At 68.8% G+C, this 24,381-nt stretch carries 26 protein-coding genes; 17 read left to right on the plus strand and 9 right to left on the minus strand.

Annotation, left to right across the window (positions count from 1 at the left end; genetic code table 11):
- The first annotated feature begins 18 nt into the window (after positions 1–18).
- Positions 19–1,491, plus strand: coding sequence for a neutral zinc metallopeptidase (locus ACLJPX_RS27975; protein ID WP_101610048.1), 1,473 nt, complete (start codon positions 19–21; stop codon positions 1,489–1,491).
- A gap of 132 nt (positions 1,492–1,623) precedes the next feature.
- On the opposite strand, the gene ACLJPX_RS27980 is transcribed toward ACLJPX_RS27975, so the two are convergent.
- Positions 1,624–2,604, minus strand: coding sequence for a tetratricopeptide repeat protein (locus ACLJPX_RS27980; RefSeq protein ID WP_410603129.1), 981 nt, complete (start codon positions 2,602–2,604; stop codon positions 1,624–1,626).
- A gap of 97 nt (positions 2,605–2,701) precedes the next feature.
- Here ACLJPX_RS27980 and ACLJPX_RS27985 point away from each other — a divergent pair, with 97 nt between their 5' ends.
- Entirely contained in the window at positions 2,702–3,118 is a 417-nt protein-coding gene (locus ACLJPX_RS27985; protein WP_410603131.1) for a hypothetical protein, read from the plus strand.
- Between the two features lie 13 nt (positions 3,119–3,131).
- On the opposite strand, the gene ACLJPX_RS27990 is transcribed toward ACLJPX_RS27985, so the two are convergent.
- Positions 3,132–3,434: an MTH1187 family thiamine-binding protein gene (locus ACLJPX_RS27990; protein WP_101610051.1), complete on the minus strand. Its 303-nt coding sequence runs from the start codon at positions 3,432–3,434 to the stop codon at positions 3,132–3,134.
- Positions 3,435–3,521: 87 nt separating this feature from the next.
- On the opposite strand from ACLJPX_RS27990, the gene ACLJPX_RS27995 reads away from it, so the two are divergent.
- Positions 3,522–4,022, plus strand: a complete 501-nt coding sequence (locus ACLJPX_RS27995) for a MarR family winged helix-turn-helix transcriptional regulator (RefSeq protein ID WP_184894533.1) — start codon at positions 3,522–3,524, stop codon at positions 4,020–4,022.
- Positions 4,023–4,096: 74 nt separating this feature from the next.
- Here ACLJPX_RS27995 and ACLJPX_RS28000 read toward each other — a convergent pair whose 3' ends face one another.
- Both ACLJPX_RS28000 and ACLJPX_RS28005 read right to left on the minus strand, forming a co-directional pair.
- Positions 4,097–4,462: a DUF3817 domain-containing protein gene (locus tag ACLJPX_RS28000; RefSeq protein WP_410603134.1), complete on the minus strand. Its 366-nt coding sequence runs from the start codon at positions 4,460–4,462 to the stop codon at positions 4,097–4,099.
- Between the two features lie 203 nt (positions 4,463–4,665).
- Positions 4,666–7,053: a GH92 family glycosyl hydrolase gene (locus tag ACLJPX_RS28005; RefSeq protein ID WP_410603136.1), complete on the minus strand. Its 2,388-nt coding sequence runs from the start codon at positions 7,051–7,053 to the stop codon at positions 4,666–4,668.
- Positions 7,054–7,338: 285 nt separating this feature from the next.
- Between ACLJPX_RS28005 and ACLJPX_RS28010 the strand changes: the two genes are divergently transcribed.
- From ACLJPX_RS28010 to ACLJPX_RS28030, 5 genes are read left to right on the plus strand one after another with little or no spacing between them, the layout of a single operon-like run.
- Complete coding sequence (locus ACLJPX_RS28010) at positions 7,339–8,325, plus strand: LacI family DNA-binding transcriptional regulator (protein ID WP_101610054.1); 987 nt, start codon at positions 7,339–7,341, stop codon at positions 8,323–8,325.
- Positions 8,322–9,392, plus strand: a complete 1,071-nt coding sequence (locus tag ACLJPX_RS28015; RefSeq protein ID WP_410603138.1) for a class I mannose-6-phosphate isomerase — start codon at positions 8,322–8,324, stop codon at positions 9,390–9,392. The genes ACLJPX_RS28010 and ACLJPX_RS28015 overlap by 4 nt, the downstream gene beginning before the upstream one ends.
- On the plus strand, positions 9,389–10,153 hold the full coding sequence (locus ACLJPX_RS28020) for an ATP-binding cassette domain-containing protein (protein ID WP_410603140.1): 765 nt from the start codon (positions 9,389–9,391) through the stop codon (positions 10,151–10,153). The genes ACLJPX_RS28015 and ACLJPX_RS28020 overlap by 4 nt, the downstream gene beginning before the upstream one ends.
- The gene (locus ACLJPX_RS28025) at positions 10,150–11,211 is read left to right on the plus strand and encodes an ABC transporter permease (protein WP_410603142.1); all 1,062 of its coding nucleotides are present in this window, start codon (positions 10,150–10,152) and stop codon (positions 11,209–11,211) included. The genes ACLJPX_RS28020 and ACLJPX_RS28025 overlap by 4 nt, the downstream gene beginning before the upstream one ends.
- 31 nt (positions 11,212–11,242) lie before the next feature.
- Positions 11,243–12,232: an ABC transporter substrate-binding protein gene (locus tag ACLJPX_RS28030; protein ID WP_168214386.1), complete on the plus strand. Its 990-nt coding sequence runs from the start codon at positions 11,243–11,245 to the stop codon at positions 12,230–12,232.
- A 106-nt stretch (positions 12,233–12,338) separates the two neighbouring features.
- Here the strand turns inward: ACLJPX_RS28030 and ACLJPX_RS28035 are convergent, their stop codons facing one another.
- A complete protein-coding gene (locus ACLJPX_RS28035; protein ID WP_410603144.1) occupies positions 12,339–12,794 on the minus strand; it encodes a hypothetical protein in 456 nt (151 codons plus the stop codon).
- Between the two features lie 71 nt (positions 12,795–12,865).
- On the opposite strand from ACLJPX_RS28035, the gene ACLJPX_RS28040 reads away from it, so the two are divergent.
- The 6 genes from ACLJPX_RS28040 (at position 12,866) to ACLJPX_RS28065 (ending at position 18,784) form a co-directional block, all read left to right on the plus strand.
- On the plus strand, positions 12,866–13,906 hold the full coding sequence (locus ACLJPX_RS28040; protein ID WP_410603146.1) for a sensor histidine kinase: 1,041 nt from the start codon (positions 12,866–12,868) through the stop codon (positions 13,904–13,906).
- Positions 13,903–14,673: a LytR/AlgR family response regulator transcription factor gene (locus ACLJPX_RS28045; protein WP_410603148.1), complete on the plus strand. Its 771-nt coding sequence runs from the start codon at positions 13,903–13,905 to the stop codon at positions 14,671–14,673. Before ACLJPX_RS28040 ends, ACLJPX_RS28045 begins: the two co-directional genes overlap by 4 nt.
- Positions 14,670–15,017: a hypothetical protein gene (locus tag ACLJPX_RS28050; RefSeq protein ID WP_101610061.1), complete on the plus strand. Its 348-nt coding sequence runs from the start codon at positions 14,670–14,672 to the stop codon at positions 15,015–15,017. Before ACLJPX_RS28045 ends, ACLJPX_RS28050 begins: the two co-directional genes overlap by 4 nt.
- Positions 15,017–16,750 (plus strand): cation acetate symporter, encoded by a 1,734-nt coding sequence (locus ACLJPX_RS28055; protein WP_410603150.1) that lies wholly within the window; start codon positions 15,017–15,019, stop codon positions 16,748–16,750. The genes ACLJPX_RS28050 and ACLJPX_RS28055 overlap by 1 nt, the downstream gene beginning before the upstream one ends.
- Before the next feature lie 67 nt (positions 16,751–16,817).
- Positions 16,818–17,159: a DUF485 domain-containing protein gene (locus tag ACLJPX_RS28060; protein ID WP_410603152.1), complete on the plus strand. Its 342-nt coding sequence runs from the start codon at positions 16,818–16,820 to the stop codon at positions 17,157–17,159.
- Complete coding sequence (locus tag ACLJPX_RS28065) at positions 17,156–18,784, plus strand: cation acetate symporter (RefSeq protein ID WP_101610064.1); 1,629 nt, start codon at positions 17,156–17,158, stop codon at positions 18,782–18,784. Before ACLJPX_RS28060 ends, ACLJPX_RS28065 begins: the two co-directional genes overlap by 4 nt.
- A gap of 60 nt (positions 18,785–18,844) precedes the next feature.
- Here the strand turns inward: ACLJPX_RS28065 and ACLJPX_RS28070 are convergent, their stop codons facing one another.
- Positions 18,845–19,588 carry an isocitrate lyase/phosphoenolpyruvate mutase family protein gene (locus ACLJPX_RS28070; RefSeq protein WP_410603155.1) on the minus strand — a complete coding sequence of 248 codons (744 nt, stop codon included), beginning with the start codon at positions 19,586–19,588 and terminating at the stop codon, positions 18,845–18,847.
- Positions 19,585–20,049, minus strand: a complete 465-nt coding sequence (locus ACLJPX_RS28075; protein ID WP_101610066.1) for a carboxymuconolactone decarboxylase family protein — start codon at positions 20,047–20,049, stop codon at positions 19,585–19,587. Before ACLJPX_RS28075 ends, ACLJPX_RS28070 begins: the two co-directional genes overlap by 4 nt.
- A gap of 46 nt (positions 20,050–20,095) precedes the next feature.
- Here ACLJPX_RS28075 and ACLJPX_RS28080 point away from each other — a divergent pair, with 46 nt between their 5' ends.
- Positions 20,096–21,475: a PLP-dependent aminotransferase family protein gene (locus tag ACLJPX_RS28080; protein WP_410603157.1), complete on the plus strand. Its 1,380-nt coding sequence runs from the start codon at positions 20,096–20,098 to the stop codon at positions 21,473–21,475.
- On the opposite strand, the gene ACLJPX_RS28085 is transcribed toward ACLJPX_RS28080, so the two are convergent.
- Entirely contained in the window at positions 21,472–22,152 is a 681-nt protein-coding gene (locus ACLJPX_RS28085) for a peptidylprolyl isomerase (RefSeq protein WP_101613454.1), read from the minus strand. The genes ACLJPX_RS28080 and ACLJPX_RS28085 overlap by 4 nt on opposite strands.
- A 145-nt stretch (positions 22,153–22,297) precedes the next feature.
- On the opposite strand from ACLJPX_RS28085, the gene ACLJPX_RS28090 reads away from it, so the two are divergent.
- Positions 22,298–22,885 carry a hypothetical protein gene (locus ACLJPX_RS28090; RefSeq protein WP_101610069.1) on the plus strand — a complete coding sequence of 196 codons (588 nt, stop codon included), beginning with the start codon at positions 22,298–22,300 and terminating at the stop codon, positions 22,883–22,885.
- 127 nt (positions 22,886–23,012) lie between these two features.
- Positions 23,013–23,366: a beta/gamma crystallin domain-containing protein gene (locus tag ACLJPX_RS28095; protein ID WP_410603159.1), complete on the plus strand. Its 354-nt coding sequence runs from the start codon at positions 23,013–23,015 to the stop codon at positions 23,364–23,366.
- 46 nt (positions 23,367–23,412) lie between these two features.
- Here the strand turns inward: ACLJPX_RS28095 and meaB are convergent, their stop codons facing one another.
- Entirely contained in the window at positions 23,413–24,381 is a 969-nt protein-coding gene (meaB, locus tag ACLJPX_RS28100; RefSeq protein WP_101610071.1) for a methylmalonyl Co-A mutase-associated GTPase MeaB, read from the minus strand.

Genomic DNA, 24,381 nt, shown 5'->3' on the forward strand with positions numbered 1-24,381 from the left:
GGCCCTGACGACAAGCGAGTGAACATGATCCAAGGGGGAGTGCGGGGCTTTCGCCGCCCGGCTCTGATCGCGGTCGTGGTGGCGCTGGCCCTCGGGCTGAGCGCGTGCAACGACAAGGGAAGCTCGACGGCGGGCAAGGAAGGCAGCCAGCCGGGCGCCGGTGACGTCGCCGGGCTGCCGATCACGCATTTCGAAAGCGGCCTGAAGCCGGACGCCCCCAAGCCGGACCTGCAGGTCCGCAACGAGGACGGCTCCGAAGACGACCAGCTCGCCATCGCCGCGATCGCCGACGCGCAGACCTACTGGACCGAAGTCATGCCGCGCGACTTCGGCCAGCAGTACGAGCCGCTGAAGTCGCTGCTGTCCTACAGCGCGCGGACCGACGACGAAGACACCAAATGCGGCAGCGTCAAGGGCCTCATCAACGCCTTCTACTGCCCGCCGGACGACTCGGTGGCGTGGGACCGCGGCGTGCTGCTGCCGATGCTGCGCGAGCGGTTCGGGAAGATGGCGAGCGCCGTCGTGCTCGCGCACGAACTCGGCCACGCCGTGCAGTACCGGCTCGGCGAGAAGGCCAGCATCAAGAAGAACACCCCGTCGATCGTCAAGGAACAGCAGGCCGACTGCTTCGCGGGCGGCTACTTCCGCTGGGTCGCCGAGGACAAGAGCAAGTTCTACCGCGTCTCCACCTCCGAAGGCCTCAACCAGGTCATGGCGTCGCTGTTCCTGATCCGCGACCAGGCGGGCACCAGCGCGACCAAACAGGGCGCGCACGGCACGGCGTTCGACCGCACGTACGCGTTCCAGGTCGGGTTCGAGAAGGGCCCGAAGGAATGCGCCGCGATGAACGAGGAGAACATCAAGGCGCGGATCACCGAGCGCCCGTTCGACAAGGGTGACAAGGGCAAGGGCGACGCGAAGCTCGACGCCGAGATCATCGGGATCCTGAAGAAGAGCCTCGACGACGCCTTCAAGGGCGCCGGCGTCCCGGGCCCGGAGATCACCGAAGACGGCAACGGCAGCTGCTCCGGCGGCCCCAGCACCCCGCCCGCGTCGTACTGCCCGTCGAACAACACCGTCAGCATCGACATGGCCAAGCTGCGCGAACTCGCCCAGCCGGTCGACCAGCAGGCGGAATGGGAAAGCGGGCACAGCGAGGGCAAGGGCGACTTCGCCGCGTTCTCGGAAATCGCGTCCCGCTACGCGATGGGCATCCAGAAGGGTGTCGGCGCGTCGATCGACAACGCGAACGCGGGACTGCGCACCGCGTGCCTGGTCGGCGCGTGGGCGAAGGCCAGCTCGGTGCCCGGCGCGACGCTGCGCCTTTCCGCCGGTGACCTCGACGAGGCCATCTCGGACCTGCTGAGCCCGGAGAGCCTGGTCTCGGCCGACGTCAACGGCAAGCGCGTGGAGAACGGTTTCGAGCGGATCGAGGCGCTGCGGAAGGGCTACCTGGAGAGCTCCTCGGTGTGCTCGACGCAGTACGGCTGATCGTGACCGGTCCGGTCGTGGCTCCCTGAAGTGACATGAAAGGCCCGTTACTTGCAAAATTTGCAAGTAACGGGCCTTTCATAGCGTCCGGGGGTCTCGAAACCCGAGTCTCGAAACCCGAGCGGCGAAACGTCAGTACAGCGCGCTCGCCAGGTCCCGCCGCGCCTTCATGACCCGCTCGTCCGCCGAGTCGAACAGCTCGAACAGTGCCACCAGGTGCTCCCGCACCTTGTTGCGGTCGTCGCCCGCGGTACGCCGCACGGCCGCGATCAGCCGCGCGAAGCCCGCTTCGGGCTCCTGCCCGGCGACTTCGAGGTCGGCCGCGGCGAGCTGGGCGTCGAGGTCGGCCGGTTCGGCGTCGGCCTTCGCGATCGCGTCCGGGCCGGCGGCCTCGGCGCGGGCGGTGAACTTGACCTGCGCGAGCGCGGTCTTGGCGTCTTCGTTCGCGGGCTCGACGTCGAGGATGCGTTCGTAGGCGGCCTGCGCCGCGGCGAAGTCACCGCGTTCGAAGGCCTCTTCGGCCTCGGTGAACCGCACGTCCTCCGGGACCTCGACACCGCCGCCGTTCTCCTCGGCGGCCTTGATGCCGGGCAGCCGGTCGCGCAGCGCGTCGAGCAGCGAACCGAGCCACTTGCGGATCTCGGGTTCGGGCAGCGCGCCCGAGAACGCGTCGACCGGCTGGCCGCCGCCGATGGCGATGATCGTCGGGATCGACTGCGCACCGAAGAGCTGCGCGATGCGCGGGTTGGCGTCGACGTCCACCTTGGCGAGCACCCAGGCGCCGCCGGACTCGGCGGCGAGGCGCTCCAGCACCGGGCTGAGCTGCTTGCAGGGCCCGCACCATTCGGCCCACAGGTCGACGACCACCAGCTGCTGCATGGATCGCTCGACGACATCGGTCTGGAAAGTGGCTTCGGTGACCTCGATCACGGCACCGGCCGACGGTGCCGCACCGGCCGGTGCGGCGCCACCGGCCGCGGGAGCCCTTGGTGGGGCGGGAGGCTGTTTCTGGGGCGCCTCGGCACGCGCCTTGAGCGCGGAAAGGTCGACCGCGCCGGAAAGCGCGGCGGAAAGGGCCGCCGTCTTCGCTGCTGATCCGCGTGGGTGTGTCACGGTTCCATCCTGGCACGCATACCCGAGCGTTTCACCGCATGCCCCCGGGTGCCCGCTTGGCAGGACGGTCCCGGTCCGGCAGGCTCGCTGCGAGGAGGTGATCGACATTCCGACACGCCGGACGGCCACCGTGGCCGTCGCGATAGCCATCGCCGTCACCTGGGTGAGCGTCATCACCGTGCTGATCGCCCATCAGCCCGACCCCGGCGTCGAAAGCCCGGGAAAGCTTCGAGAGGACCTCACCGCCGCGCTCAACGAGCACGACGCCGAGGCCTTCTCCGAGCTCATCGACTATCCGCCCGCGTCGGCGGGCGACTTCGCGAAGTCCTATGTCGACGCGCTGGCCGGCCGCGGTTTCCACGACGTCACGGTGAAGTTCGCACCGGACGACCTCGCGCCGACTTCGGCGACCGTCAGCGGGAAACTGGCCGACGGCAGCGCGTTCGGCTATCCGGTGGCGGTCGCGGTCAAGGAGAAGCTGTGGTTGCTCTCCCTCACCCCGCCGCTGCCATGACGAAGCGCCTGACCTAGTCGCCCAGGTGCTTCTCGACGCGCTCCACCTTGGCGGTCAGCTGGCCTTCGTAGCCCGGCCGGATGTCGGCCTTGAGCACCAGACCGACCCGTGACGAACCTTCACCCGCGGCCTCGACGGCCCGCTTGACGACGTCCATGACCTGATCCCAGCTGTCGCCTTCGATGTTGGTGAACATCGCGTTGGTCGAATTCGCCAGGCCGGACTCGCGCACCACTTTCACCGCACGGGCGACGGCTTCGCTGACACCGCCGTCTTCCTCGGTCGCGGACGGGCTGACACTGAAGGCCACGATCATCTTCTGCTCCTCGTTCAGACACTTTTCCCACGCATAACACCCGGTCGTGCGGCATGGCACGGGTACCCGCTGGTAACTTCGATCGCCATGAGCCGTCCGTTGCCGTTCGACCCGATCGCCCGCGCGGCGCAGCTGTGGGAGGCCCGCATCGGGCCGTCCGAAACCATGGCCGCGGTGACCGGGATCATGCGCGTGCAGCAGATCATCCAGTCCGCGGTGGACGGGGCGCTCAAGCCGCACGGGCTGACCTTCGCCCGGTACGAGGCGCTGGTCCTGCTGACCTTCGCCCGCGCCTCCCACCTGCCGATGCGCGTGATGGGCGAGCGGCTGCAGCTGCATCCGACGAGCGTCACCAACATCGTCGACAGGCTGGAGAAGGACGGGCTGGTCAAGCGCGTACCGCATCCGACCGACCGCCGGACCACCTTGGTCGAGATCACCGGCGAAGGCCGCGCACGCCGCGAAGAGGCCACGAAGGCGGTCACCGAGATCGACTTCGGGCTGACCGGGCTCACCGGCAAGCAGACCGAGCAGCTGACCGACCTGCTCACCAAGGTCCGCAAGGCCACCGGCGACTTCACCGAATAACCCCGCGAGCGCGTGAAGGCCCCTTTCCCTCGGTTGAGCCGAGGGAAAGGGGCCTTCACGCGATCAAGGAAAGATCAGACGGCGGCGGGTTCCGGGGTGCGGTCGAACAGGCCGACACCGCCGTGCGATAGCCGCTGCGGGCCGTCGAGCTTGCCGTTGCGCAGCGCCCAGGACTCGAACAGCCAGGTGAACAGCGGCGGGATGCTGGAGAGCAGCGCGAGGATCAGGGTCTTCGGGCGCCAGCCGAGCGGCTTCGCCACGGAGAGGGAGACCAGCACGTAGAGGACGAAGACGACGCCGTGCACCATGCCGAGGACGGGAACGCCGCCCTCGCCGAGCTTGACGGCGTACTTGAGGAACATCCCGACCAGCAGCCCGGCCCAGGAGAGGGCTTCGGCTACCGCGGCCACGCGGAATACTAGAGCGGCCTTGCTGGACACTTTCTCCTCCTGTGGGGTCTCACCACTACGTGTGTTCACATGACTACGTCCGACGAGCACTGTCCAAGGCGGACTCGCCAAGGACGTCAACAGCGCTGTCGGACGTGGTAATACCAGTGTGAGGCGTGACGGCCCTCACCGGAACACCGGGGGCCGTGATGCTCCTCACGACCCCCGGTACGAACCGGTCTAAACCACTCGGATCACCCGGCGCAGGGCGACTTCGGCGCCCCTTCGGGACCGGTCGCCCACGTCGCCTTCGCGGCGTCTTCGGTGAGCTTGAAGTCCAAAGTGGTCCCTCGCGTCAGCTGTTCGAGGCCGACGTAAGCCCGCTGCGAACCGGATCCCAGTCCTTGGACGTACTGGAGCTTCGACGGATCCGCGCCCGCGGCCTTGATCGTGATGTCGCGGCCGTTCTCCAGCCGCACCACCGACTTCTCGAACCGCGGCGCGTTGAGCACGAACTGCCCGGTGCCCGGCACCGCCGGGTACAGGCCGAGCGCGCTGAAGACGTACCACGCGGACATGGTCCCGAGGTCGTCGTTCCCGGTGACACCGTTGGGCGCGTTGGTGAACAACGTGTGCGCCGCGCGGACCACGGCCGAGGTCTTCCACGGCTGCCCGGTCAGCGTGTACATCCAGGGCGAATGCAGATCCGGCTCGTTGTTCGGGTTGTAGCGGAACTGGTTGTAGTAGTTGTACGGGCCGACGACCCATTCCTCGCGCACGGTCTTCGCCGGATCCTTGACCAGGTCCCCATAGGCGAAGAAGTCGTCGAGCCGCTTGCCGACGTTCTCCTTGCCGCCCATGCGGTCGACGAGACCGGGGACGTCCTGCTGGGTCAGCCATTGGTACTGCCACGACGTGCCCTCGTGGAACCCGTCCTGGCTCTGCGGGTTGAACGGCTTGCCCGCCGGGCTGAACCACTCGCCGCCTTCGAGCTTGGGCCGGTAGAAGCCGGTGAAGCCTCGGTCGGTCACCGACGAGTCCCACAGCGTGCGATAGCTGCGTCCCTTCTCCGCCAAGGCCTTCGCGTCGTCCTTCTTGCCGAGACCGGCGGCCATGATCGACAGCGAGCAATCGGCGAGCGCGTATTCCAAGGTCGCCGAAGCGCCGTGATCCGGGTCGGTGTCCTGCCCCTTCTTCGGGAAGTCCTTGTCGTACTGGACGAACCCGTCCTTCTGATAGCTGGCGTTCCCCGCACGGCCCTGGAACGGCGAAGACGCGGGCGGGATCTCCCGCGAGTTCTGCAGAAGTGCCTGGTACGCCTTGAGCTCCTGCCCGGACAGCGCGCCGAAGCGCCACAGGTCGACCAGGAACGGGGTGACCGGATCGCCGGTCATCGTGTTCGTTTCCTGGTTGGCGTAGGCCCAGCGCGGCAGCCAGCCGCCCTGGTCGTGGATGGCGAGCACCGACTTCGCGACGTCCTTCGCCCGCGACGGCCGCAAGAGCGCGAGCAACTGGTTCTGCGTGCGATAGGTGTCCCACAACGAGAAGAACTCGTAGTACGTCCAGCCCAGCGCGCGATGGATCTTGTCGTCGAACCCCCGATACCGGCCGTCGGCGTCGTTGCCGGTCAGCGGCTGCAGCAACGCGTGGTAGAGCGAGGTGTAGAACACCGTGCGGTCGTCCTTCGCCCCGCCCTTGATGTCCACTGAGGACAGTTCCTTGCGCCAGGCCCGCTGGGCGCCGTCGCGGACCGCGTCGAACGATCGGCCCTTCTCCGAGGCCAGGTTGAGCTTGGCGCCGAAAGCGTCCACATGGGAGATCGCCGTCGTGGCGGTGACCTGTCCGCCGCCGAAGGTCAGCCAAGCACCGCGCAGGCCCTCGCCGCCGGCGGACTCCTTCGAGCCGGGAGTGCCGCCGGCGGGCGACCACGTGCCGAAGGATTTGAACGGCTTGTCGAACGTCGTGGTGAACCAGGTCTTGTACGGTTTCCCGCCGCAGAACGCCTGCGACTCCACCATGCCTTCGACCGTCCGGTCCCCGACGACGCGGATCTGGCTCGCCGTCACGGGTTCCTTGTCGTTGGCCTGTCCGACGTTGACGAAAACGTTCGCGTCGCCCGATTTCGCGAAGGTGTACCGCTCGACCCCGGTCCGCGTGGTCGCGGTGGTCTCCGCGTCGACGCCGCCGTAACCGGTGAGCCGCACCTTGTAGTAGCCGGGCTTACCGACCTCGCCCTCGTGCGTGTACGGCGAGGCGTACTTCTTGTGGTCGAAGGTGTCTGCCTTGGTCGTGTCGAACGCCGCGCCGGGCCCGACCGGACCGGTCGTGGGCAGGGACGACACGAGACCGCCCTGCTCCCAGCAGCCCGCGCCGGACAGGAAGAAATGCCCGAAGCCGCGGATCGCGGTGTCGTCGTAGCGGTAGCCGGCGTAATGCGACGAGATCGGGCTGACCTGCGTCATCCCGAACGGGGCCGAGGCACCGGGGAAGGTGTTGCCGTCGTCCTTGGTGCCGATGAAGGTGTTGACCGCGTCCACGGGGTCGCCACCGGGCGCCGCCGCCGCGACGGGCGCGAGCAGCCCGGCGGGGACGGTGAGCGCGATGAGCAACCCGGCGACGCGGGTCGAAGTGCTTGCGGGCATGGGAAAGGCCGCCTCCTGACAACGTTGTCGCTGCTTGTTCACCTTCGACAAGAACAGACCACCTGGTCAAGAGGTCCGCCAAACCCTGTCCGATTCAGGACAAGGACCACGCGAACGGCGGCATCGGATACACCCGGCAGTAACGGTTCGAACTCGGAAAGCGTCTCCAGGACGAACCGGGCATTGACATCATCGCGTCGCTCGCGTTCAATTCCCGCCACTATGACAACGTTGTCTTCCAGCGGACCGGACAACGGCCACCGCACCACCAGCCGACGGGCCACGATGAGTGACGTGGCCCGCCTCGCGGGCGTGAGCATCAAGACCGTCTCGCGGGTAGTGAACGACGAGCCCGCCGTCCATCCGGACACCGCGGAGCGCGTCATGGCGGCGATCGAGCAGCTCGGGTTCCGGCGGAACCTCGGCGCGCGCAACCTGCGGCGCGGCTCGACGACCGGGACGATCGGCCTGATCGTCGAAGATGTCGGGAACCCCTTCTATTCGGAACTCAACCGCGCCGTCGAACGCATCGCGACCTCGTTCGGCCGCCAGGTGCTGACCGGTTCGTCCGAGGAGAACTCCGACCGCGAACGCGAACTGGTCCTCGAGTTCTGTTCCCGCCGCGTCGACGGCATCCTCGTCGTCCCCGCCGGGATGCAGCACGGCTACCTGGTCCCCGAGATGCGCGCGGGCACGCCCGTGGTGTTCCTCGACCGGCCCGCCGGCGACATCGTGGCCGACACGGTGCTGGTCGACAACATCGGCGGCACCGTCGAAGCGGTCGCCCACCTGGCGAAACACGGTCACCGCCGGATCGCGTTCCTCGCCGACAGCCCGGACATCTTCACCGCGGGCGAGCGCCTGCGCGGGTTCCGGGAAGGCTGCGTCCGCAACGGGATCCCCTACGACGAGAGCCTCGTCGTGATGCGGACGCCGACGGCCGAGGGAGTCGGTGACGCCGTGCGGCGGCTGCTCACCGGGCCGAACCCCGCCACCGCCGTGATCGCGGGCAACAACCGTGTCGCCGTCCACCTGCTGCGCGCGCTGGCGCACGCGGAGCGGCGTCCCGCGATGATCAGCTTCGACGACTTCGAACTGGCGGATCTGCTGGATCCGCCGGTCTCCGTGATCGCGCACGACGTGAGCGCGCTGGGCCGGGCGGCCGCGGAACTGCTGTTCGCCCGGGTCCAGGGAGATCAATCCGCACCGAGAAAGGTAGTTCTGCCCGTGCATCTCGTAGCCCGCGGTTCCGGGGAGGTCGCGCCCTCATGAGCGGTCACCTCGAACCGATCCGCCTGCCGGCGAACCAGCCGCCGCAGTTCTACCGCGGCGGCGACGCCATCGCCGCGTTGCGGGGCGCCACCTCCGAGTCCAAGTTCGGGCCCGAAGACTGGGTCGGCTCGGCCACCACGATGTTCGGCCAGGAGACCAACGGCCTGACCAAGCTCCCCGACGGGGCCTGGCTACGCGACGCGGTCCGCGAGAACCCCGGCGCCTGGCTCGGCGCCAAGCACGTCGAGGCACTCGGCGACTCGACCGGCCTGCTGGTGAAGCTGCTCGACGCGGGCCAGCGCCTGCCGGTGCACTTCCACCCGTCGGATTCGTTCGCCCGGCGGCACTTCGACTCGCATTTCGGCAAGACCGAGGCGTGGATCGTGGTCGGCACCTACGGCGACGACCCGCGCGTCTACCCCGGTTTCAAGGAGACCGTCGACAAAGCGACGGTCAACGAATGGGCCCGGTCCCAGGACGCGCCCGCCATGCTCGAAGCGCTGAACAGCGTCGCGGTCACCCCCGGCGACACGGTCTACATCCCGGCCGGGCTGCCGCACGCGATCGGCGAGGGCGTGTTCGTCGTCGAGCTCCAGCAGCCGACCGACTTCTCGCTGACCCTGGAATGGCGCGACTTCCTGGCGGACCCGGAGAAGGCACACCTCGGGATCGGCTTCGAGACGGCCATCGAAACCCTGGACACCTCGGGCTGGGACGAAGAACGGCTCGGCTCGATCGTCAAGCGCACCGCGGGCGACGAAGCGTCCACTGTGGATCTTCTCGCCGACGGCAGTGACGCGTTCTTCCGTGCCGACCAGCTGCGTCCCGCTGTTTCCGGCTCTGTCGTTTCAAGTGCTGCGACAACGTTGTCACTCGACCCGTCCTTCGCGGTGCTGGTCGTCATGGACGGTTCGGGAACGCTCCGCACCGAACACGGCGGCGAGTACGCCTTGCGCAAGGGCGAGACCTACGTGGTCCCGCACGACGCCGGTCAATCCACTGTGGAGGGTGACGTCACGGTCATCCGCTGCCGTCCGCCGGCCCCCGAGAAGAGGGAGCTGTCGTGAGCGAACTCCTGCTCGACGCACAGGACCTGGTCAAACGCTACGGTTCGGTGGAAGCGCTGCGCGGCGCGTCGTTCCAGGCGCGCGCGGGCGAGGTCACCGCGCTGATCGGCGACAACGGCGCCGGGAAGTCCACTTTGGTCAAATGCCTGTCCGGCGCGGAGCAGCCGACGTCGGGCAAGATCCTGCTCGACGGCGAGGACACACACCTGGACTCCCCCACCACCGCCCGGCGGATGGGGATCGAGACGGTGTACCAGGACCTCGCCGTCGCACCGGAACTCGACCCGGCCGCGAACCTGTTCCTCGGCCGGGAGATCCACCGCAAGGGGATCCTCGGCAAGCTCGGGATGCTCGACAAGGCCGAGATGCGCCGCCAGGCCGTGGAGGAGTTCCAGCGGCTCGGCGTGACCCTGCAGAGCACCGACGTCCCGATCGGCTCGCTTTCGGGCGGGCAGCGGCAGAGCGTCGCGGTCGCGCGGTCGGTCGTCTGGGCGTCGAAGGTCGTGTTCATGGACGAACCGACGGCCGCGCTCGGTGTCGTGCAGCGCGAACGCGTGCTCGACGTGATCAAGAAGGTGCGGGACAAGGGCATCGCCGTCGTGCTGATCAGCCACAACATGCCCGAGGTGCTGTCGGTGTCCGACCGCATCGAGGTGCTGCGGCTCGGCAAGCGCGTCGCCCGGTTCACCGGCGCCGACACGAAACTGGAAGACCTGGTCGCCGCGATGACGGGCGCCCTCGTACAAGAGGAGGCGGCGTGACCGTGTCCACTCCGGCGAAGAAGGACCCCGGGATCCAGTCCTCCGTGGACGGTGGTTTCGGCAAGCGGTCGATCGGCCAGCGGCTGATCGGGGCCAACACGTTCTGGATCGCGCTGGTGCTGCTGGCGCTCATCATCGTGTTCACCGCGATCGCGCCCGCCGAATTCGCGACGCTGTTCACCTTCCAGACGCTGCTCATCGAGACCTCGGTGCTGCTGGTGCTCTCGGTCGGCATGACGTTCGTGATCATCACCTCGGGCATCGACCTGTCGGTCGGTTCCGTGCTGATCTTCGCGGGCATGGTGGCGGGCAAGACGATGGAGGCGATGAGCCCCGGCGGTGACGCGACGAAGGCGGGCTGGGACGTCATCCTCGTCGGGCTCCTGGCGGCCGTGCTCGCGGGCACGATCTGGGGGCTCGTCAACGGTTTCCTGATCGCGGTGGCCAACATCCCGCCGCTGATCGTCACGCTCGGCACGATGGGTGCCGCGCTCGGCGCCGCGTACCTGCTGAACAACGGGTCCGACGTGCGCAGCGTGCCGACCGAGCTCAACAAGACGCTCGGCTACGGGACGTCGTTCGGCGGCGTGCCGAACCTGGTGCTGGTGGCCGTGGTGATCACGCTGATCGGCGCCTGGCTGTTGCACACCACCAAATTCGGCCGCTACACCTTCGCCGTCGGCTCCAATGCCGAAGGCGCGCGGCGGGCGGGCATCGGGGTGACCGCGCATCTGCTGAAGGTGTACACGCTCACCGGTTTCCTCGCCGGTGTCGCCGGTTTCCTCTCGCTGGCGTACTACGCGTCGACGACGATTTCGGCGCACACCACGGACAACCTCAACGCCATCGCCGCCACGGTGATGGGTGGCACGAGCCTCTTCGGCGGCGTCGGTTCGGTGCTGGGCACGGTGATCGGCGTGTTCATCCCGGCCGTGCTGAAGAAGGGCTTCAACATCACGCAGGTCCAGGACTTCTGGCAGATGATCGCGGTCGGCGCGGTGCTGATCGCCGCGGTCTGGTTCGACCAGCGGCGCCGTCGTCGCCGCAACTCTCGCTGAATTTCCCTACGCACAAAGAGGTGCAATCCCCATGAAGAAGACCCTGCTCGTCACCGGTGCCGTCCTGTCCGCCGCCGCCTTGCTGACCGCCTGCGGCGGTGGCACGGTCGGCGGATCGTCCTCCGGTGACTCCGCCGCGAAGACCAACAACAAGAAGCTGTCGCTGATCCCGGGTGTGCAGGCCGAGCCGTTCTACATCTCGATGCAGTGCGGTGCCGAGGCCGAGGCCAAGAAGGCCGGCTACGAGATCACCACGCAGGCGCCGCAGAAGTTCGACGCCGCCATGCAGACCCAGCTGGTCAACGCGCTGGGCTCCAACCCGCCCGCCGCGCTGCTCATCGCGCCGACCGACGCGCAGGCGATGCTCGCGCCGATCCAGCAGGTCAAGAGCCGCGGCGCGAAGGTCATCGAGGTCGACACCGCGCTGAAGGACACCAGCGTGGCGGAGTCGTCGATCTCCTCGGACAACGCCGAGGGCGGCAAGCTGGCCGCCAAGACGATGTCGGAACTGGCCGCGGGCAAGACCGGTTCGGTGCTGGTGCTCGACACCATCGCGGGCACCTCGACCACGAACACCCGCGCGAAGGGTTTCGAGGACGAGCTGAAGAACTACCCGAACCTGAAGTCGGCGGGCGTGCAGTTCACCCAGAACGAGCCGGACCAGGCCGCGTCCAAGGTGACCGCCGCGCTGGCGTCCACCCCGGACCTGATCGGCATCTTCGCGACGAACCTCAACACCGGTGAGGGCGCGGCGACCGGCCTGCGGAACGCGGGAAAGATCGGCGCGGTCAACCTGATCGGCTTCGACGCTTCGCCGTCGGAGATCGAGGGCCTGAAGAAGGGCGAGTACCAGGGCCTCATCGCGCAGGACCCGGCCGCCATCGGGCAGCAGGGCGTGCAGCAGGCCATCGCGGCGCTGGAGGGGAAGCCGGTCACGCGCAACCTGACCGCTTCGCTGCACTCCATCACCAAGGCCAACATGGACGCCAACGCGCAGTACTTCTACAAGCAGAGCTGCTGACGCCGGGCTCGCGGGCTGCGGTCCGTGGGTCCCTCGCGTGACATGAAAGGCCCGTTACTTGCAAAATTTGCAAGTAACGGGCCTTTCATAGCGTCCCTGGACCCACTCACTCCGAGAGTTCGACCACCCCAGCGGGAGCGAAGCGGGCGAGAGCCGCGTAGAGCGCCGCGCCCCCACCCAGGTGCCCCAGCGCGTACGCGTACTCACCGTCCTCAAGCAGCACCTCAGGCCCGGAACCGGTCCATTCGAGCCGGTAGTGCCACCAGTGCATCCACCGCCCCACCCGCCGCTTCTCCCGCCACACCCGCAGCCGCGTGACCTCGGTCCACCGGACCTCGAACACGCCCGGCACCGAGAACCCCGTCGCCGAAACCACCAGAGAAGCGGCCGAGCGCCGCAGCGCGAGCAGGATCACCCCCGCGAAAGCCACGCAGAACAGCCCGAACACCACCTGCGAGAACAGCCACACGACACCGCCCGCGCCGAAGGCCACGAAGCCCGCCCAAGCGAGCCGTCGCATGACGACGTCCAAGCGCAGCACCACGGCATCATCGGTGACCATGCCCGGAGCGTAACCGCCGAAACCACGCACCGACGTTAGGATCTAGCCCTCGACGTCGCGGAGGAGGCCGGATGACCACCCGTCTGCCCTGGCGTCCCGCCGCGAGCGCGGATCCGGTGCCGGTGCTCGCCGCCGCCCAGCGCGTCTCCGACGATCTGATGGACGGCCTCGCCGGGCCACGCGCCCGCCACGCGACGCACGGCCTGCGGCGGCTGTTCGGGGTGCCCGGTCTCGGGCTCACCGACCTTTCCGGCTCGCTCATCTGGTCCGGCCGCCCGGCGGCCGACGACGTCGTGGTGTCGGCGCTCGACGAGGTCCTCCACTCCGAGACGCCGGTGTCCGAACCCGGGCTGCTGGCACTGCCGCTCCACGTCCACGAAGAACTGTCCGGTGTCCTCCTGGTCGCGGGCGGGACGAACACCGTCGCCCGCCAGGCCGCCGAGCTCGTCGTCCACGCGCTCGAACGCGGGCGGCTGGAGGCGTCCGCCGAGCAGGCCGCGGAGGCGGAGCTGCGCGCGCTGCGGGCCGAGATCTCCCCGCATTTCGTCTACAACGCGCTCACCGTGATCTCCTCGCTGGTCCGCTCCGATCCGGACCGCGCCCGCGACCTGATGCTCGACTTCGCCGAGTACACCCGCTACAGCCTCGCCCGGCACGGCGAGTACACGATGGTCGCCGAGGAGTTCCGCGCCATCGAGACCTACCTGGCGCTGCAGCGCGCGGTGCTCGGCGAACGGCTACGGGTCCAGGTGCGCGTGGCGCCGGAAGTGCTGGCCGTCGCGGTGCCGTACCTCGTGCTGGAACCGTTGGTGGAGAACGCGATCCGGCACGGGATCGAACCCCGCTCCGAGGCGGGCTTCATCCAGGTGCAGGGCATGGCGGAAGGGAACGACTGCGTGATCAGCGTCGAAGACGACGGTCCCGGGATGGACCCCGCCCGCGCGGCGGCGATACTGGCCGGGCGCGGCGACGGCGTCGGACTGGCCAATGTGGACAGAAGACTGCGCAGCGTCTACGGGCCCTGGTACGGCCTGACGGTCGAGACCGAGTCCGGCGCGGGCACCAGGGTCGTGGTGCGCGTGCCCCGGTTCCAGCCGGGGGTACTGCCGTGACGAACGGTCTCCGGGTGCTGGCCGTCGACGACGTCCCGCCCGCCCTCGACGAACTGTGCAGCCTGCTGCGCGAGGCGCCGGAAGTCGCCGAGGTGGTCGCGGCCGGTGACGCGCTCAACGCGCTCAAGATGTTGCAGGGCAGCCATTTCGACGCCGTCTTCCTCGACATCTCCATGCCCGGCCTCGACGGTCTCGAGCTCGCCTCGTTGCTGGCGCGGCTGAACGAACCGCCGGTGATCGTGTTCGTCACCGCGCACGACGGCCACGCCGTCGCCGCGTACGGCATCGGCGCCGTCGACTACCTGCTCAAACCGGTCCGCGCGGAACGGCTGTCCGCCGCACTGTCCAAAGTGGTCCGGATGGCGGGCAACCAGGGCGACGAGCCGCGGCCCGCACCGGACGCGATGTCCGCGCTGCCGGTGGAATCCGGCGGGCGCACGCGCTACGTCCGGCGCGACGACGTCCAGTTCGTCGAGGCACACGGCGACTACGTCCGGTTGCACACGAAGTCCGGTGTCCATGTCACGCGGATGCCCATCTCCCGGCTCGAAGAGTATTGGGAAGGAACGGGATTCACCCGCGTGCACCGGGGGTTCCTGCTCGCCGTGGACGCGGTGCTCGAACTGCGCAGCGACACCACCGGAGGGTTACTGGCGCATACCGAAGCGGGCGACGTCCCGGTGAGCCGCCGCCACGCGCGCGACCTGCGTGACCGGCTGCTCGCCGCCGCGCAACGCGGCGAACTCGGCCGAGGGGGCCGCCCGTGAGCCGCGTCAAACGGGTCGCCGTCACCAGTCCGCAGACCCGGCTCGCGCATTCGCGGCGGCGGGCACGCGGACGCTGGCGTGTCCCCCGGCTGGCGGCGAGCGACGCCGAACGCGCGAACCTGCTCTATCGGGCCCAGCGCCGTCGCGGGCTCCCCGCGCTGGCCGGGATGTTCGGCCTGGTCTTCGGGCTCCCGCTGGTGTTCGGGCTGTTCCCCGGCCTGGATTCGGTGCGGCTGCTGGGTATCCCGCTGTCCTGGCTGATGATCGCGGTCCTCCCGTACCCGGCCATGGCACTGCTGTCGTGGTGGCAGTTGCGCCGGGCGGAAAAGATCGAGGACGACTAGTGGTCGCGGCGCTCTCGGTGGCCCCCGTCGTGCTGATCACCCTGTTGATCGGGTTGCGCGGCGTCGCCGCCATGCGCACGACGTCGGACTTCCTCGTCGCGTCGCGCCGGATCTCGCCGCTGGTCAACTCGGCCGCCGTCTCCGGCGAGTACCTGTCCGCGGCGTCGTTCCTCGGTGTCGCCGGGCTGGTGGTGAAGGACGGCATCGGCGCGCTCTGGTATCCGGTCGGGTTCACCGCCGGGTACATCGCGATGCTGGTGCTGGTGGCGGCGCCGATGCGGCGCTCCGGCGCGCTCACCGTCCCGGACTTCGCCGAAGCCCGGCTGGCCTCCCCCGCGCTGCGCCGTCTCGCCGCGTTCGTCGTCCTCGTGATCGGAACCCTTTACCTGGTACCGCAGTTCCGCACCGCCGGGCTCGTGCTGACCGCCGTCGGCGGGACGCCGTACTGGGTGGGCGTCGTCATCGCGGGCACCGCCGTCAGCGCGACACTGGCGCTCGGCGGGATGCGCGCGGCGACCTACGTCCAGGCGTTCCAGTTCGTGCTGAAACTGCTGCTGTTCATCGTCCCCGCGATCTGGCTGGTCTCCCAGGTCTCCCCGGAGGAACGGGCGGCTTCGGTGCACCCGGTGGAATTCACCCACTTCGCCCGTGACACCCAGCTGTCCTTCGAGATCGACGTGACGCTGACCCTGCGCGAACCGACCACCCTGCTCGGCCCGGAGAAGCACGTCGTGCCGCCGGGAGAACTGATCGCCAGGAGTGGCGAAACGCTGGAATTCGCGGCGGGGGCACCGGTTCCCGCCGTCCGGGGCGGCGCCCCGCTGGGCGGGCCGGACTGGCAACGGCCGCTGCTCGACCTCGGCGATCACGGTTATCCGCTGCTCGGCACGTGGGCGATCCTGATCGCGACCATGCTCGGCACGATGGGCCTCCCGCACGTCCTGATGCGCTTCCACACCAGCCCGGACGGCCGCGCCGCCCGCCGGACCGCGGCGATCACCGTCGCCCTGCTCGGCGTTTTCTACCTGTTCCCAGGGGTTTACGGCGTCCTCGGCCGGGTGCTGGTGCCCGAGCTGTACGTCTCCGGCGCGACGGACACCGTCGTCGTCGCGCTGCCGGCGCAGGTCGACGACGGCTGGGCGGGGTCGCTGTTCACCGGGCTGCTGACGGCGGGCGCGTTCGCCGCGTTCCTGGCGACGTCGCTCGGCCTGCTGCTGGTGATCTCCGGCGCGATCGCACACGACCTGGCGCCCGGCGGCCTGCGGAGACTGCGGTGGTCAGTGCTCGGCGCCGCGGCGGTGATGGTCCTGCTCGCGCTGCCGTCGGCCAGATTGGACGCGGGCGTCCTCGTCACCTGGGGTTTCACCGTGGCCGCGTCGACCTTCTGTCCCTTGCTGGTCCTCGGCATCTGGTGGAACCGGCTCACCGCGGCGGGCGCGATCAGCGGTGTCCTCACCGGACTCGTCGCGTCTTCGGGCTCGATCCTCGTGGCCCTGTTCGCCCCGACACTGAGCGGCCTGCCCGCCATCCTCGTGTCCCAGCCCGCGCCGTGGTCGGTTCCGCTGGCATTCGGCGTAATGATCGTGGTTTCCTTGCGGGGCAGGCCTCCCGCCTGGTCGACGGCCGCCATGTTGCGGCTGCATCTGGACGATCGCACAGCCGAGACCCCTTCGTCGTGGTCCGAGTACCGTTCGTCGACCGTTCGTCGTCTCGGCAGGCGTTTGAACCGCTGAAGGTTCCGGTCCCCATGCCCCCTCCCTAACGTGTCGCGGAACACATTCGCGGCGCAAGGAGAGCACGATGAGCACCGAAACGGACGCTCCCAGTCCGCCTGAAACGGACTGGGACAAAGCCCACGACAGCCCCGAGTTCCAAGAGCTGCGTTCGCGGCTGCGCCGGTTCGTGTTCCCCGTTTCGGCGCTGTTCCTCGTCTGGTACCTGCTTTACGTGCTGCTCGCCGACTACGCGCACGGCTTCATGAGCACGAAGCTGTTCGGCAACATCACCGTCGGTCTCGTCTTCGGCCTGCTGCAGTTCGTTTCGACCTTCGTGATCACCGGGCTCTACGTCCGCTACGCGAACAAGAAACTCGACCCCCTCGCGGAGAAGATCCGCACGGACATCGAGAGTGAGACCAAATGACCCTCGCCGCCGGAGTCGAGGGCAGCAGCCCCACACTCAACATCACCATCTTCGGTCTCTTCGTGCTGGTCACGCTGTTCGTCGTGTTCCGGGCCAGCCGCAACACGAAGACGGCTTCCGACTACTACGCCGCGGGCCGCGCGTTCACCGGTCCGCAGAACGGCGTCGCCATCGCGGGCGACTACCTCTCCGCCGCGTCGTTCCTCGGGATCGCGGGCGCGATCGCCGTCTACGGCTACGACGGTTTCCTCTACTCCATCGGCTTCCTGGTGGCGTGGCTGATCGCGCTGCTGCTGGTCGCGGAACTGCTGCGCAACACCGGCAAGTTCACCATGGGCGACGTGCTGGCCTTCCGGATGAAGCAGCGTCCGGTGCGGGCCGCCGCGGCGACGTCCACCCTGGCCGTGTCGTTCTTCTACCTGCTGGCGCAGATGGCGGGCGCCGGTGGCCTCGTGGCACTGCTGCTCGGGATCGAGAGCAAGGCCGGACAGGCCGCGATCATCGTGATCGTCGGCATCATCATGATCGCCTACGTGCTCATCGGCGGGATGAAGGGCACCACCTGGGTCCAGATCATCAAGGCGGCACTGCTGATCGCGGGCGCGCTCGCGATGACGCTGTGGGTGCTCGGCATGTACGGCTTCAACCTCTCCGCGTTGCTGCAGGGCGCCGTGGACAAGGCGGGCAAGGCCGGTGAAGCATTGCTCGGGCCGGGCAACCAGTACGGCAAGACCGGTACCACCAAGCTCGACTTCCTGTCGCTCGGCATCGCGCTGGTTCTCGGCACCGCGGGCCTGCCGCACGTCCTGATGCGCTTCTACACCGTGCCGACAGCCAAGGAAGCGCGTCGTTCGGTGGTCTGGGCGATCGCGCTGATCGGTATCTTCTACCTGTTCACGCTGGTGCTCGGCTACGGCGCGGGCGCGCTCGTCGGCCCGGACGCGATCAAGGCAGCGCCGGGTGGCGTCAACTCGGCTGCGCCGCTGTTGGCGCTCGAACTCGGCGGGCCGGTCCTGCTGGGCCTGATCGCGGCGATCGCCTTCGCGACGATCCTGGCGGTGGTCGCGGGCCTGACGATCACGGCGTCGGCGTCGTTCGCGCACGACGTCTACGCCAACGTGATCAAGAAGGGCAAGGCGTCACCGGCTTCCGAGGTGAAGGTCGCCCGGATCACCGCGCTGGTGATCGGCGCGGTCGCGATCCTCGGCGGCATCCTCGCCAACGGCCAGAACATCGCTTTCCTGGTGGCACTGGCGTTCGCGGTGGCGGCGTCGGCGAACCTGCCGACCATCCTGTACTCGCTGTTCTGGAAACGCTTCAACACCCAGGGCGCGCTGTGGAGCATCTACGGCGGGCTCGCGGTCTGTGTACTGCTGATCGTGTTCTCGCCGGCGGTCTCGGGTAAGCCCGTCGACGCGAAGACCGGGAAGAGCGCCTCGATGATCCAGGGCGTCGACTTCCACTGGTTCCCGCTCGACAACCCCGGCATCGTCTCGATCCCCGTGGCGTTTTTCCTCGGCTGGCTCGGCACGGTGCTGTCCAAGGAACACAACCAGAAGAAGTACGCCGAGATGGAGGTCCGCTCCCTCACCGGCGCGGGTGCCGAAAAGGCGGTTTCCCACTAGTCGCCGGGACGGTGCGGCCGGGCATCCAACGCCCCCCGGCCGCACCGTCCCGGTTCCACTTCAGTACGGCAGCTTCCCCGCCGCCACCCCGGCCAGTTTCGCCTCGATGTCCGCGCGAACGGACTTCCACAGGCCGGTACCCAGCGAGATCCGCGCCACCCCCAGTTCGGCGAGCGCGGAGAGATCGGGGCCTCCCGGCAACGGGGCGGCGTTGACCGCACCCGGCGCGACGGCCTTCACGAACTCGCCGAGCACCTCCGGCGACTTCACCAGGATCGGGTAGACGCAGTCCGCCCCGGCCTCGAGATAGGCCTTGGCCCGCGCGACAGCGTCGTCGAGAACCGCCCGCTCGTCGGACGCGCCCAGGAAGACGTCGACGCGGGCATTGATCACCAGCGCGTCCCCGGCGGCCTTGTGCAGCCGGGCGATCCGTTCCGCCTGCTCGTCCAGCGGACGGATCCCTCCGTTCGCGTGGTCGGTGTCCTCGTAGTTGCAGCCGACAGCGCCCGTCTCGGCCAGCCTCTCGGCGAGCACTCCCGCTTCGAGGCCATAGCCGGATTCCGCGTCGACGGTCACCGGCACCGAGACCGCCCGCGCGATCCTCGCGGCCGCGTCGAACATCTCGGCGGCGGGCGCGTCCTCCCCGTCGTCGTACCCGAGAACCTTGGCGATGGCGAAGGAACTCGTCGCCACGACGGGGAACCCGGCGGCCTCCACGAGGCGGGCACTGTCCGCGTCCCACGCGTTCGGCAGGAGCAGCGGCGTCCCCGCGACGTGGAGTTCCCGCAGCCGGGCCGCCGTCATTCGGCGCGCTCGGGCAGCGGCGCGTGGCTGGTCACGCACATCCGGTTCCAGCTGTTGATCGCGATGATCTCCCACGCGACCGCGCGGTACTGCGCCTCGTCGAAGACCCGGGTCGCCTCTTCGTAGACGTCGTCCGGGACTTCGTGGAGGGTGGCGACGTTGGTCATCGCCTCGGTGAGCGCCAGCGCGGCACGCTCCTGCTCGGTGAAGAGCTCGGTCTCGCGCCAGCCCTGGAGCACGTACAGCCGCCTCGGCGACTCGCCCTGCTGCACCGCGTCGTGGGAGTGCATGTCGAGGCAGAAGGCGCAGTGGTTGATCTGCGACGCGCGCATCTTCACCAGTTCGAGGAGCTTCTGGTCGACGCCGGCGTTGGCGGCGGCCTTCTCGACTTCGGCCTGCAGCTTCGCCATGGCCTGGTAGATCTCCGGGACTCGTTTGCCCAGGTGGATTCGCTCTGTCATGACTACGAATCTAGCGGCGACTGGCCCACGGGTATGGTCCAGTCACATGGCAGAATCATGGTCCAGTTCGGGAATGGACGTCCACCTGGACTGGCGCCCCGAAAGCGGCCGGACCGGGCTCGCCGCCGCGATCCGCGCGGCCATCCGGGAGGGACGCTGGCAGGCGGGCGCAGCGGTGCCCTCGACCAGGGCTTTGGCGCAGGACCTCGGGGTGGCCAGGGGAACGGTCACCCGCGTGTACGCCGATCTCGCCGCCGAGGGGTACCTGCGGACCGCGCAGGGCGCCCCGACCCGCGTCGCAACGGCGGGCGCGCTGCCCGCGTCGCCGCCGAGGCCCGTCCCCCGCGACCCGGCGCCGCGCTGGGACCTGCGTCCCGGCAGGCCGAACCTGTCCGCGTTCCCCCGGTCGGCCTGGCTCGCGGCGACCCGGCGGGCTCTGCAGCAGGCTCCGGCTTCGGCGTTCGACTACCCGGGCGAGTCCGGGGCGGCGGAACTGCGGGAGACGCTCGCCGCGTATCTGGCCAGGAGCCGCGGCGTGGTCGCCGATCCCGAACGCATCCTGGTGTGTTCCGGGTTCTCGCACGCGATGGCGATCCTGGCCAGGGTGCTGCACGCGCGCGGCGCGGACGAGATCGCGTTCGAGAACCCGTCGCTGCACCTCTACCGGGACATCGCCGCGGCCAACGGCCCGCGGGTGGTCGGCGTCCCCGTCGACGACCACGGGATCGCAGTGTCCGCTTTGGACAGTCCGGCGGTGGTGGTCACCCCGGCACACCAGTACCCGCTCGGGGTCACGCTCGCCCCTCGGCGACGGGCGGAACTCACCCGATGGGCGGAGGAGACCGGCGCCGTCGTCATCGAAGACGACTACGACGGCGAGTTCCGGTTCGACCATCAGCAGGTCGGCGCGCTACAGGCGCTGGCACCCGAACGGGTCGTGTACGTGGGGACGACGAGCAAGACGCTCGCGCCGGCCCTGCGCCTGGGCTGGATGGTGCTGCCGCGGTTCCTGGTCGAACCGGTGCGCGCGGAGCTGGTCGCGAGCGGGGCCCGGCCCGCGCTGCTGGACCAGCTGGCGATGGCCGAACTGATCGAGTCGGGCGCCTACGACCAGCACATCCGCCGTTGTCGCGCCGAGTACCGCTCACGGCGGGACCGGCTGCTCGCGGCCCTGCCGGATTCCGTGCTGCCGCAGGGCATCTCGGCGGGACTGCACCTGGTGCTCCAGTTTCCCGGCGAGCTCCCCCGGGAGATGGAGGTGATGGCCGCCTGCCGCCGCCGGGCGATCGGGCTCGAAGGGCTCAGCGGCTACTGGATCGGGGAGCCGCGGCGCGAAGGGCTCATCATCGGGTACGGCGCCGCCGCGAAGCACGCTTTCGGCGGCGCCACCCAGGCCCTGTGCGAGGCCATCTTCGAAGTCACCTAGCAGAACCAGGGGCGGGCCCGCAGGATGTCGGTCTTCAGGACGGGGGCGCCGTCGACCGGGGCGGGGTCCTCCGGGGTCGGCTTGATGCCACCGGCGGCGACGTCGTCGAGGGTTTCCAGGCCTTCGTGGCCGACGGTGCCGAAGATCGTGTAGTTCGGGCGCAGCGCGGAGTCGCCGTACACGACGAAGAACTGGCTTCCGTTCGTCGCCGGGCCCGCGTTGGCCATCGCGAGGACACCGCGCGAGTACACCTTGCGCTCGCCGGTCGGGTCGGTCGGCGCGGGCGGCAGGCCGACGGGCAGTTCGTCCTTGTACTTGTAGCCGGGGCCCTTCTCGCCGGTGCCGCTCGGGTCACCGCACTGCAGCACCTTCAACGTCGGGTACGCGGTCAGCCGGTGGCAGGTCGTGCGGTCGTAGAACCGGTGCGTCGCCAGATGCAGGAAGCTCTGCACCGTGCACGGCGCCTTCGCCCGATCGAGGGTCAGATCGATCTTGCCCTGGTTGGTCTTCAGCTGCACCGGCACCTTGCCCCGGTTCGGCGTGTGACGGGGGTCCGGCGGCAGCGGGACCGGCCGCGCGGCCGGGTCCTCCGGCGTCTGCGTGTACTGGCAAGGCCCCTTCGTGACCTTCGGGGGAACGGCCTCCGCGGACGCCGTTCCGGTACCGGCCGCGAGCATCAGCCCGGCGCCCAGCACAGCCACAAAGACTTTCGCGATCCTCTGCACGGTTCCTGCCTCCCAGCCGTGGACGAAGAAGAGAGCATAGGGTGAATCCCCGCCGCTTACACAGGTCCGGAAGTAGGTCCGCGGTTAGGGTCGAGCCGTGGAGATCGCCGAACGACACCAGTGGCAGCTGAACGCGCTGACCTTCCTCTACGCGTACACGCAGTACGTCCTGGTGCACGAGAGGGTCATGGCCGGGCAGCCGCCGGACAAGCCCGCCGAACTCGACAAGCCGCGTGTCCTCAGGCTCGCCAAGATCGTCGACGACATGATCCTCGACTTCCGCAAGGAGGACGGGCTGACCGACCTCGAACGTCGCCGGGTCATCCGCCTCGCCAGGGAGATCAAGTCGCACGTCCGCGAGAAGTGGCCGCCCGGCGAACCGTCGCTGACCGAGTGGATCGCCTCCGCCGCGGCGCACTTCTACTGCGAAGAACACGTCAACAACGGCTACGTCCGGATGGGCCGCGTCTTCGATCCGGACATGGCGGACAGGTTCCTGGAACGCGTCGAGTTCTGCCGGGGGCAGACGGTCACCATCACGAACTACGCCAACAAGGTCGCCGACGGTGAGCAGCTCACGTACGGCGAGACGAACCAGCTCGAAGTCTGGAAAGAGGACGCGATCGCCCATTTGGACAATCTCGACAGCGACTTCGGCGACATCAAAATGTACGTGGAATTCTGACCCGCTGCACGGACGGCCAGACTTGGTTGTCTCAACGCACCCGGGAAATTGACACCGGCCCCCTTTGATCGAGATGCTCGATCTCGCACGAAGCACACTCCTTTTCCCTTCACTAAAGGAGAATTCTGTGATCTCGAGCAGGAAGAAGGCCCGGCGCATCCTGGCCGTGGCGGCCGCCGCTGCCGCCACGTTCAGCATGCTCGTGCCGACCGGGACCTCGTTCGCCATCGACCACATCCCCTGCAAAGACGGGGAGAACTTCCTGAAGATCTGGTCGCACCTCGGCGGGAGCAGCAGTGTCGACTGCTACGCCAACCGGGGAAGGATCAGTTTCGGGGGTTGGTGGATCGACCGGATCTACACCGGGAACAACGACCTGATCTATTACGACAGCAATGGCGCTGACGTGAGAATCAACCGGTGGACCGATATCAGCTTCCCGAATCGTCCGCCGAAGGTCCGCGTCATCGAAATCCTCTGAACAAAGCCTCGTGAGTGGTAAGGACGGTTAGAACCGTCCTTACCACTCACGAGTCCCGAAGGTCCGCGATCAGTTCCGCGGCCGCCGCGAACGGGTCGAGCTTCCGCGCGACCACGCGTTCGGCCAGTTCGGCGAGCCGGTCGCCGGAGCGCAGGTCGACGATCTCCGCGCGCAGCCGCTGGACGGCGATCGCCTCGACCTCGTCCCGCGCCCGCGCCGCGCGGCGCCGGGGCAGTTCGTCCCGCTGGACCAGCCAGTCGTGGTGCTCGCCCAGCGCGCGGACGACGTCGTCGACACCCTCGCCACGCGAGGCCACCGTTCGCACGATCGGCTGACGCCAGCTCGGTCCGCGGATCTCCCGGCGCACCAAGGAGATCATCTGCTTGAGGTCGTGGACGGTCGCGTCGGCGCCCTCGCGGTCGGCCTTGTTGACCACGAACACGTCCGCGATCTCCAGCACCCCCGCCTTGGCCGCCTGGATCCCGTCGCCCATCCCGGGCGCGAGCAGGACCACCGTGGTGTCGGCCAGTTTCACGACGTCCACTTCGGACTGCCCGACCCCGACGGTCTCGATCAGCACGACGTCGAACCCGGCCGCGTCGAGCACTCGGACCGCCTGCGGGGTCGCCCACGACAGGCCGCCGAGATGTCCGCGCGTGGCCATCGAACGGATGAAGACGCCGGGATCGGTGGCGTGCTCGGTCATCCGGATCCGGTCACCGAGCAGGGCACCGCCGGAAAACGGCGACGACGGGTCGATCGCCAGCACCCCGACCCGCAGACCTTGCGCCCGCAAAGCTGTGAGCAGCGCGGACGTCGATGTCGACTTGCCGACACCGGGTGGGCCGGTCAGCCCGACGACACGCGCGTTGCCGGTGTGCGGCGTCAGCTTCGCCGCGACCTCGGGCAACTGCGGATGCGCGTCCTCGACCAGCGACAGCAACCGGGCGATCGCGCGGGGGACGCCGTCCCGCGCGCGACCGACCAGTTCGTCGATGTCCAGCTGTACTGGCAA

It is taken from the genome of Amycolatopsis sp. lyj-90 (genome assembly GCF_046549035.1).
Taxonomy (GTDB): domain Bacteria; phylum Actinomycetota; class Actinomycetes; order Mycobacteriales; family Pseudonocardiaceae; genus Amycolatopsis.

What these genes read in the sequence shown, in the direction of transcription:
- ACLJPX_RS27990 (WP_101610051.1), bottom strand. Translation starts at nt 3,434, where the DNA reads ATGATCGTGGCCTTCAGTGTCAGCCCGTCCGCGACCGAGGAAGACGGC.
- ACLJPX_RS27995 (WP_184894533.1), top strand. Translation starts at nt 3,522, where the DNA reads ATGAGCCGTCCGTTGCCGTTCGACCCGATCGCCCGCGCGGCGCAGCTG.
- ACLJPX_RS28005 (WP_410603136.1), bottom strand. Translation starts at nt 7,053, where the DNA reads ATGCCCGCAAGCACTTCGACCCGCGTCGCCGGGTTGCTCATCGCGCTC.
- ACLJPX_RS28010 (WP_101610054.1), top strand. Translation starts at nt 7,339, where the DNA reads ATGAGTGACGTGGCCCGCCTCGCGGGCGTGAGCATCAAGACCGTCTCG.
- ACLJPX_RS28015 (WP_410603138.1), top strand. Translation starts at nt 8,322, where the DNA reads ATGAGCGGTCACCTCGAACCGATCCGCCTGCCGGCGAACCAGCCGCCG.
- ACLJPX_RS28030 (WP_168214386.1), top strand. Translation starts at nt 11,243, where the DNA reads ATGAAGAAGACCCTGCTCGTCACCGGTGCCGTCCTGTCCGCCGCCGCC.
- ACLJPX_RS28035 (WP_410603144.1), bottom strand. Translation starts at nt 12,794, where the DNA reads ATGGTCACCGATGATGCCGTGGTGCTGCGCTTGGACGTCGTCATGCGA.
- ACLJPX_RS28040 (WP_410603146.1), top strand. Translation starts at nt 12,866, where the DNA reads ATGACCACCCGTCTGCCCTGGCGTCCCGCCGCGAGCGCGGATCCGGTG.
- ACLJPX_RS28060 (WP_410603152.1), top strand. Translation starts at nt 16,818, where the DNA reads ATGAGCACCGAAACGGACGCTCCCAGTCCGCCTGAAACGGACTGGGAC.
- ACLJPX_RS28065 (WP_101610064.1), top strand. Translation starts at nt 17,156, where the DNA reads ATGACCCTCGCCGCCGGAGTCGAGGGCAGCAGCCCCACACTCAACATC.
- ACLJPX_RS28070 (WP_410603155.1), bottom strand. Translation starts at nt 19,588, where the DNA reads ATGACGGCGGCCCGGCTGCGGGAACTCCACGTCGCGGGGACGCCGCTG.
- ACLJPX_RS28075 (WP_101610066.1), bottom strand. Translation starts at nt 20,049, where the DNA reads ATGACAGAGCGAATCCACCTGGGCAAACGAGTCCCGGAGATCTACCAG.
- ACLJPX_RS28080 (WP_410603157.1), top strand. Translation starts at nt 20,096, where the DNA reads ATGGCAGAATCATGGTCCAGTTCGGGAATGGACGTCCACCTGGACTGG.
- ACLJPX_RS28085 (WP_101613454.1), bottom strand. Translation starts at nt 22,152, where the DNA reads ATGCTCGCGGCCGGTACCGGAACGGCGTCCGCGGAGGCCGTTCCCCCG.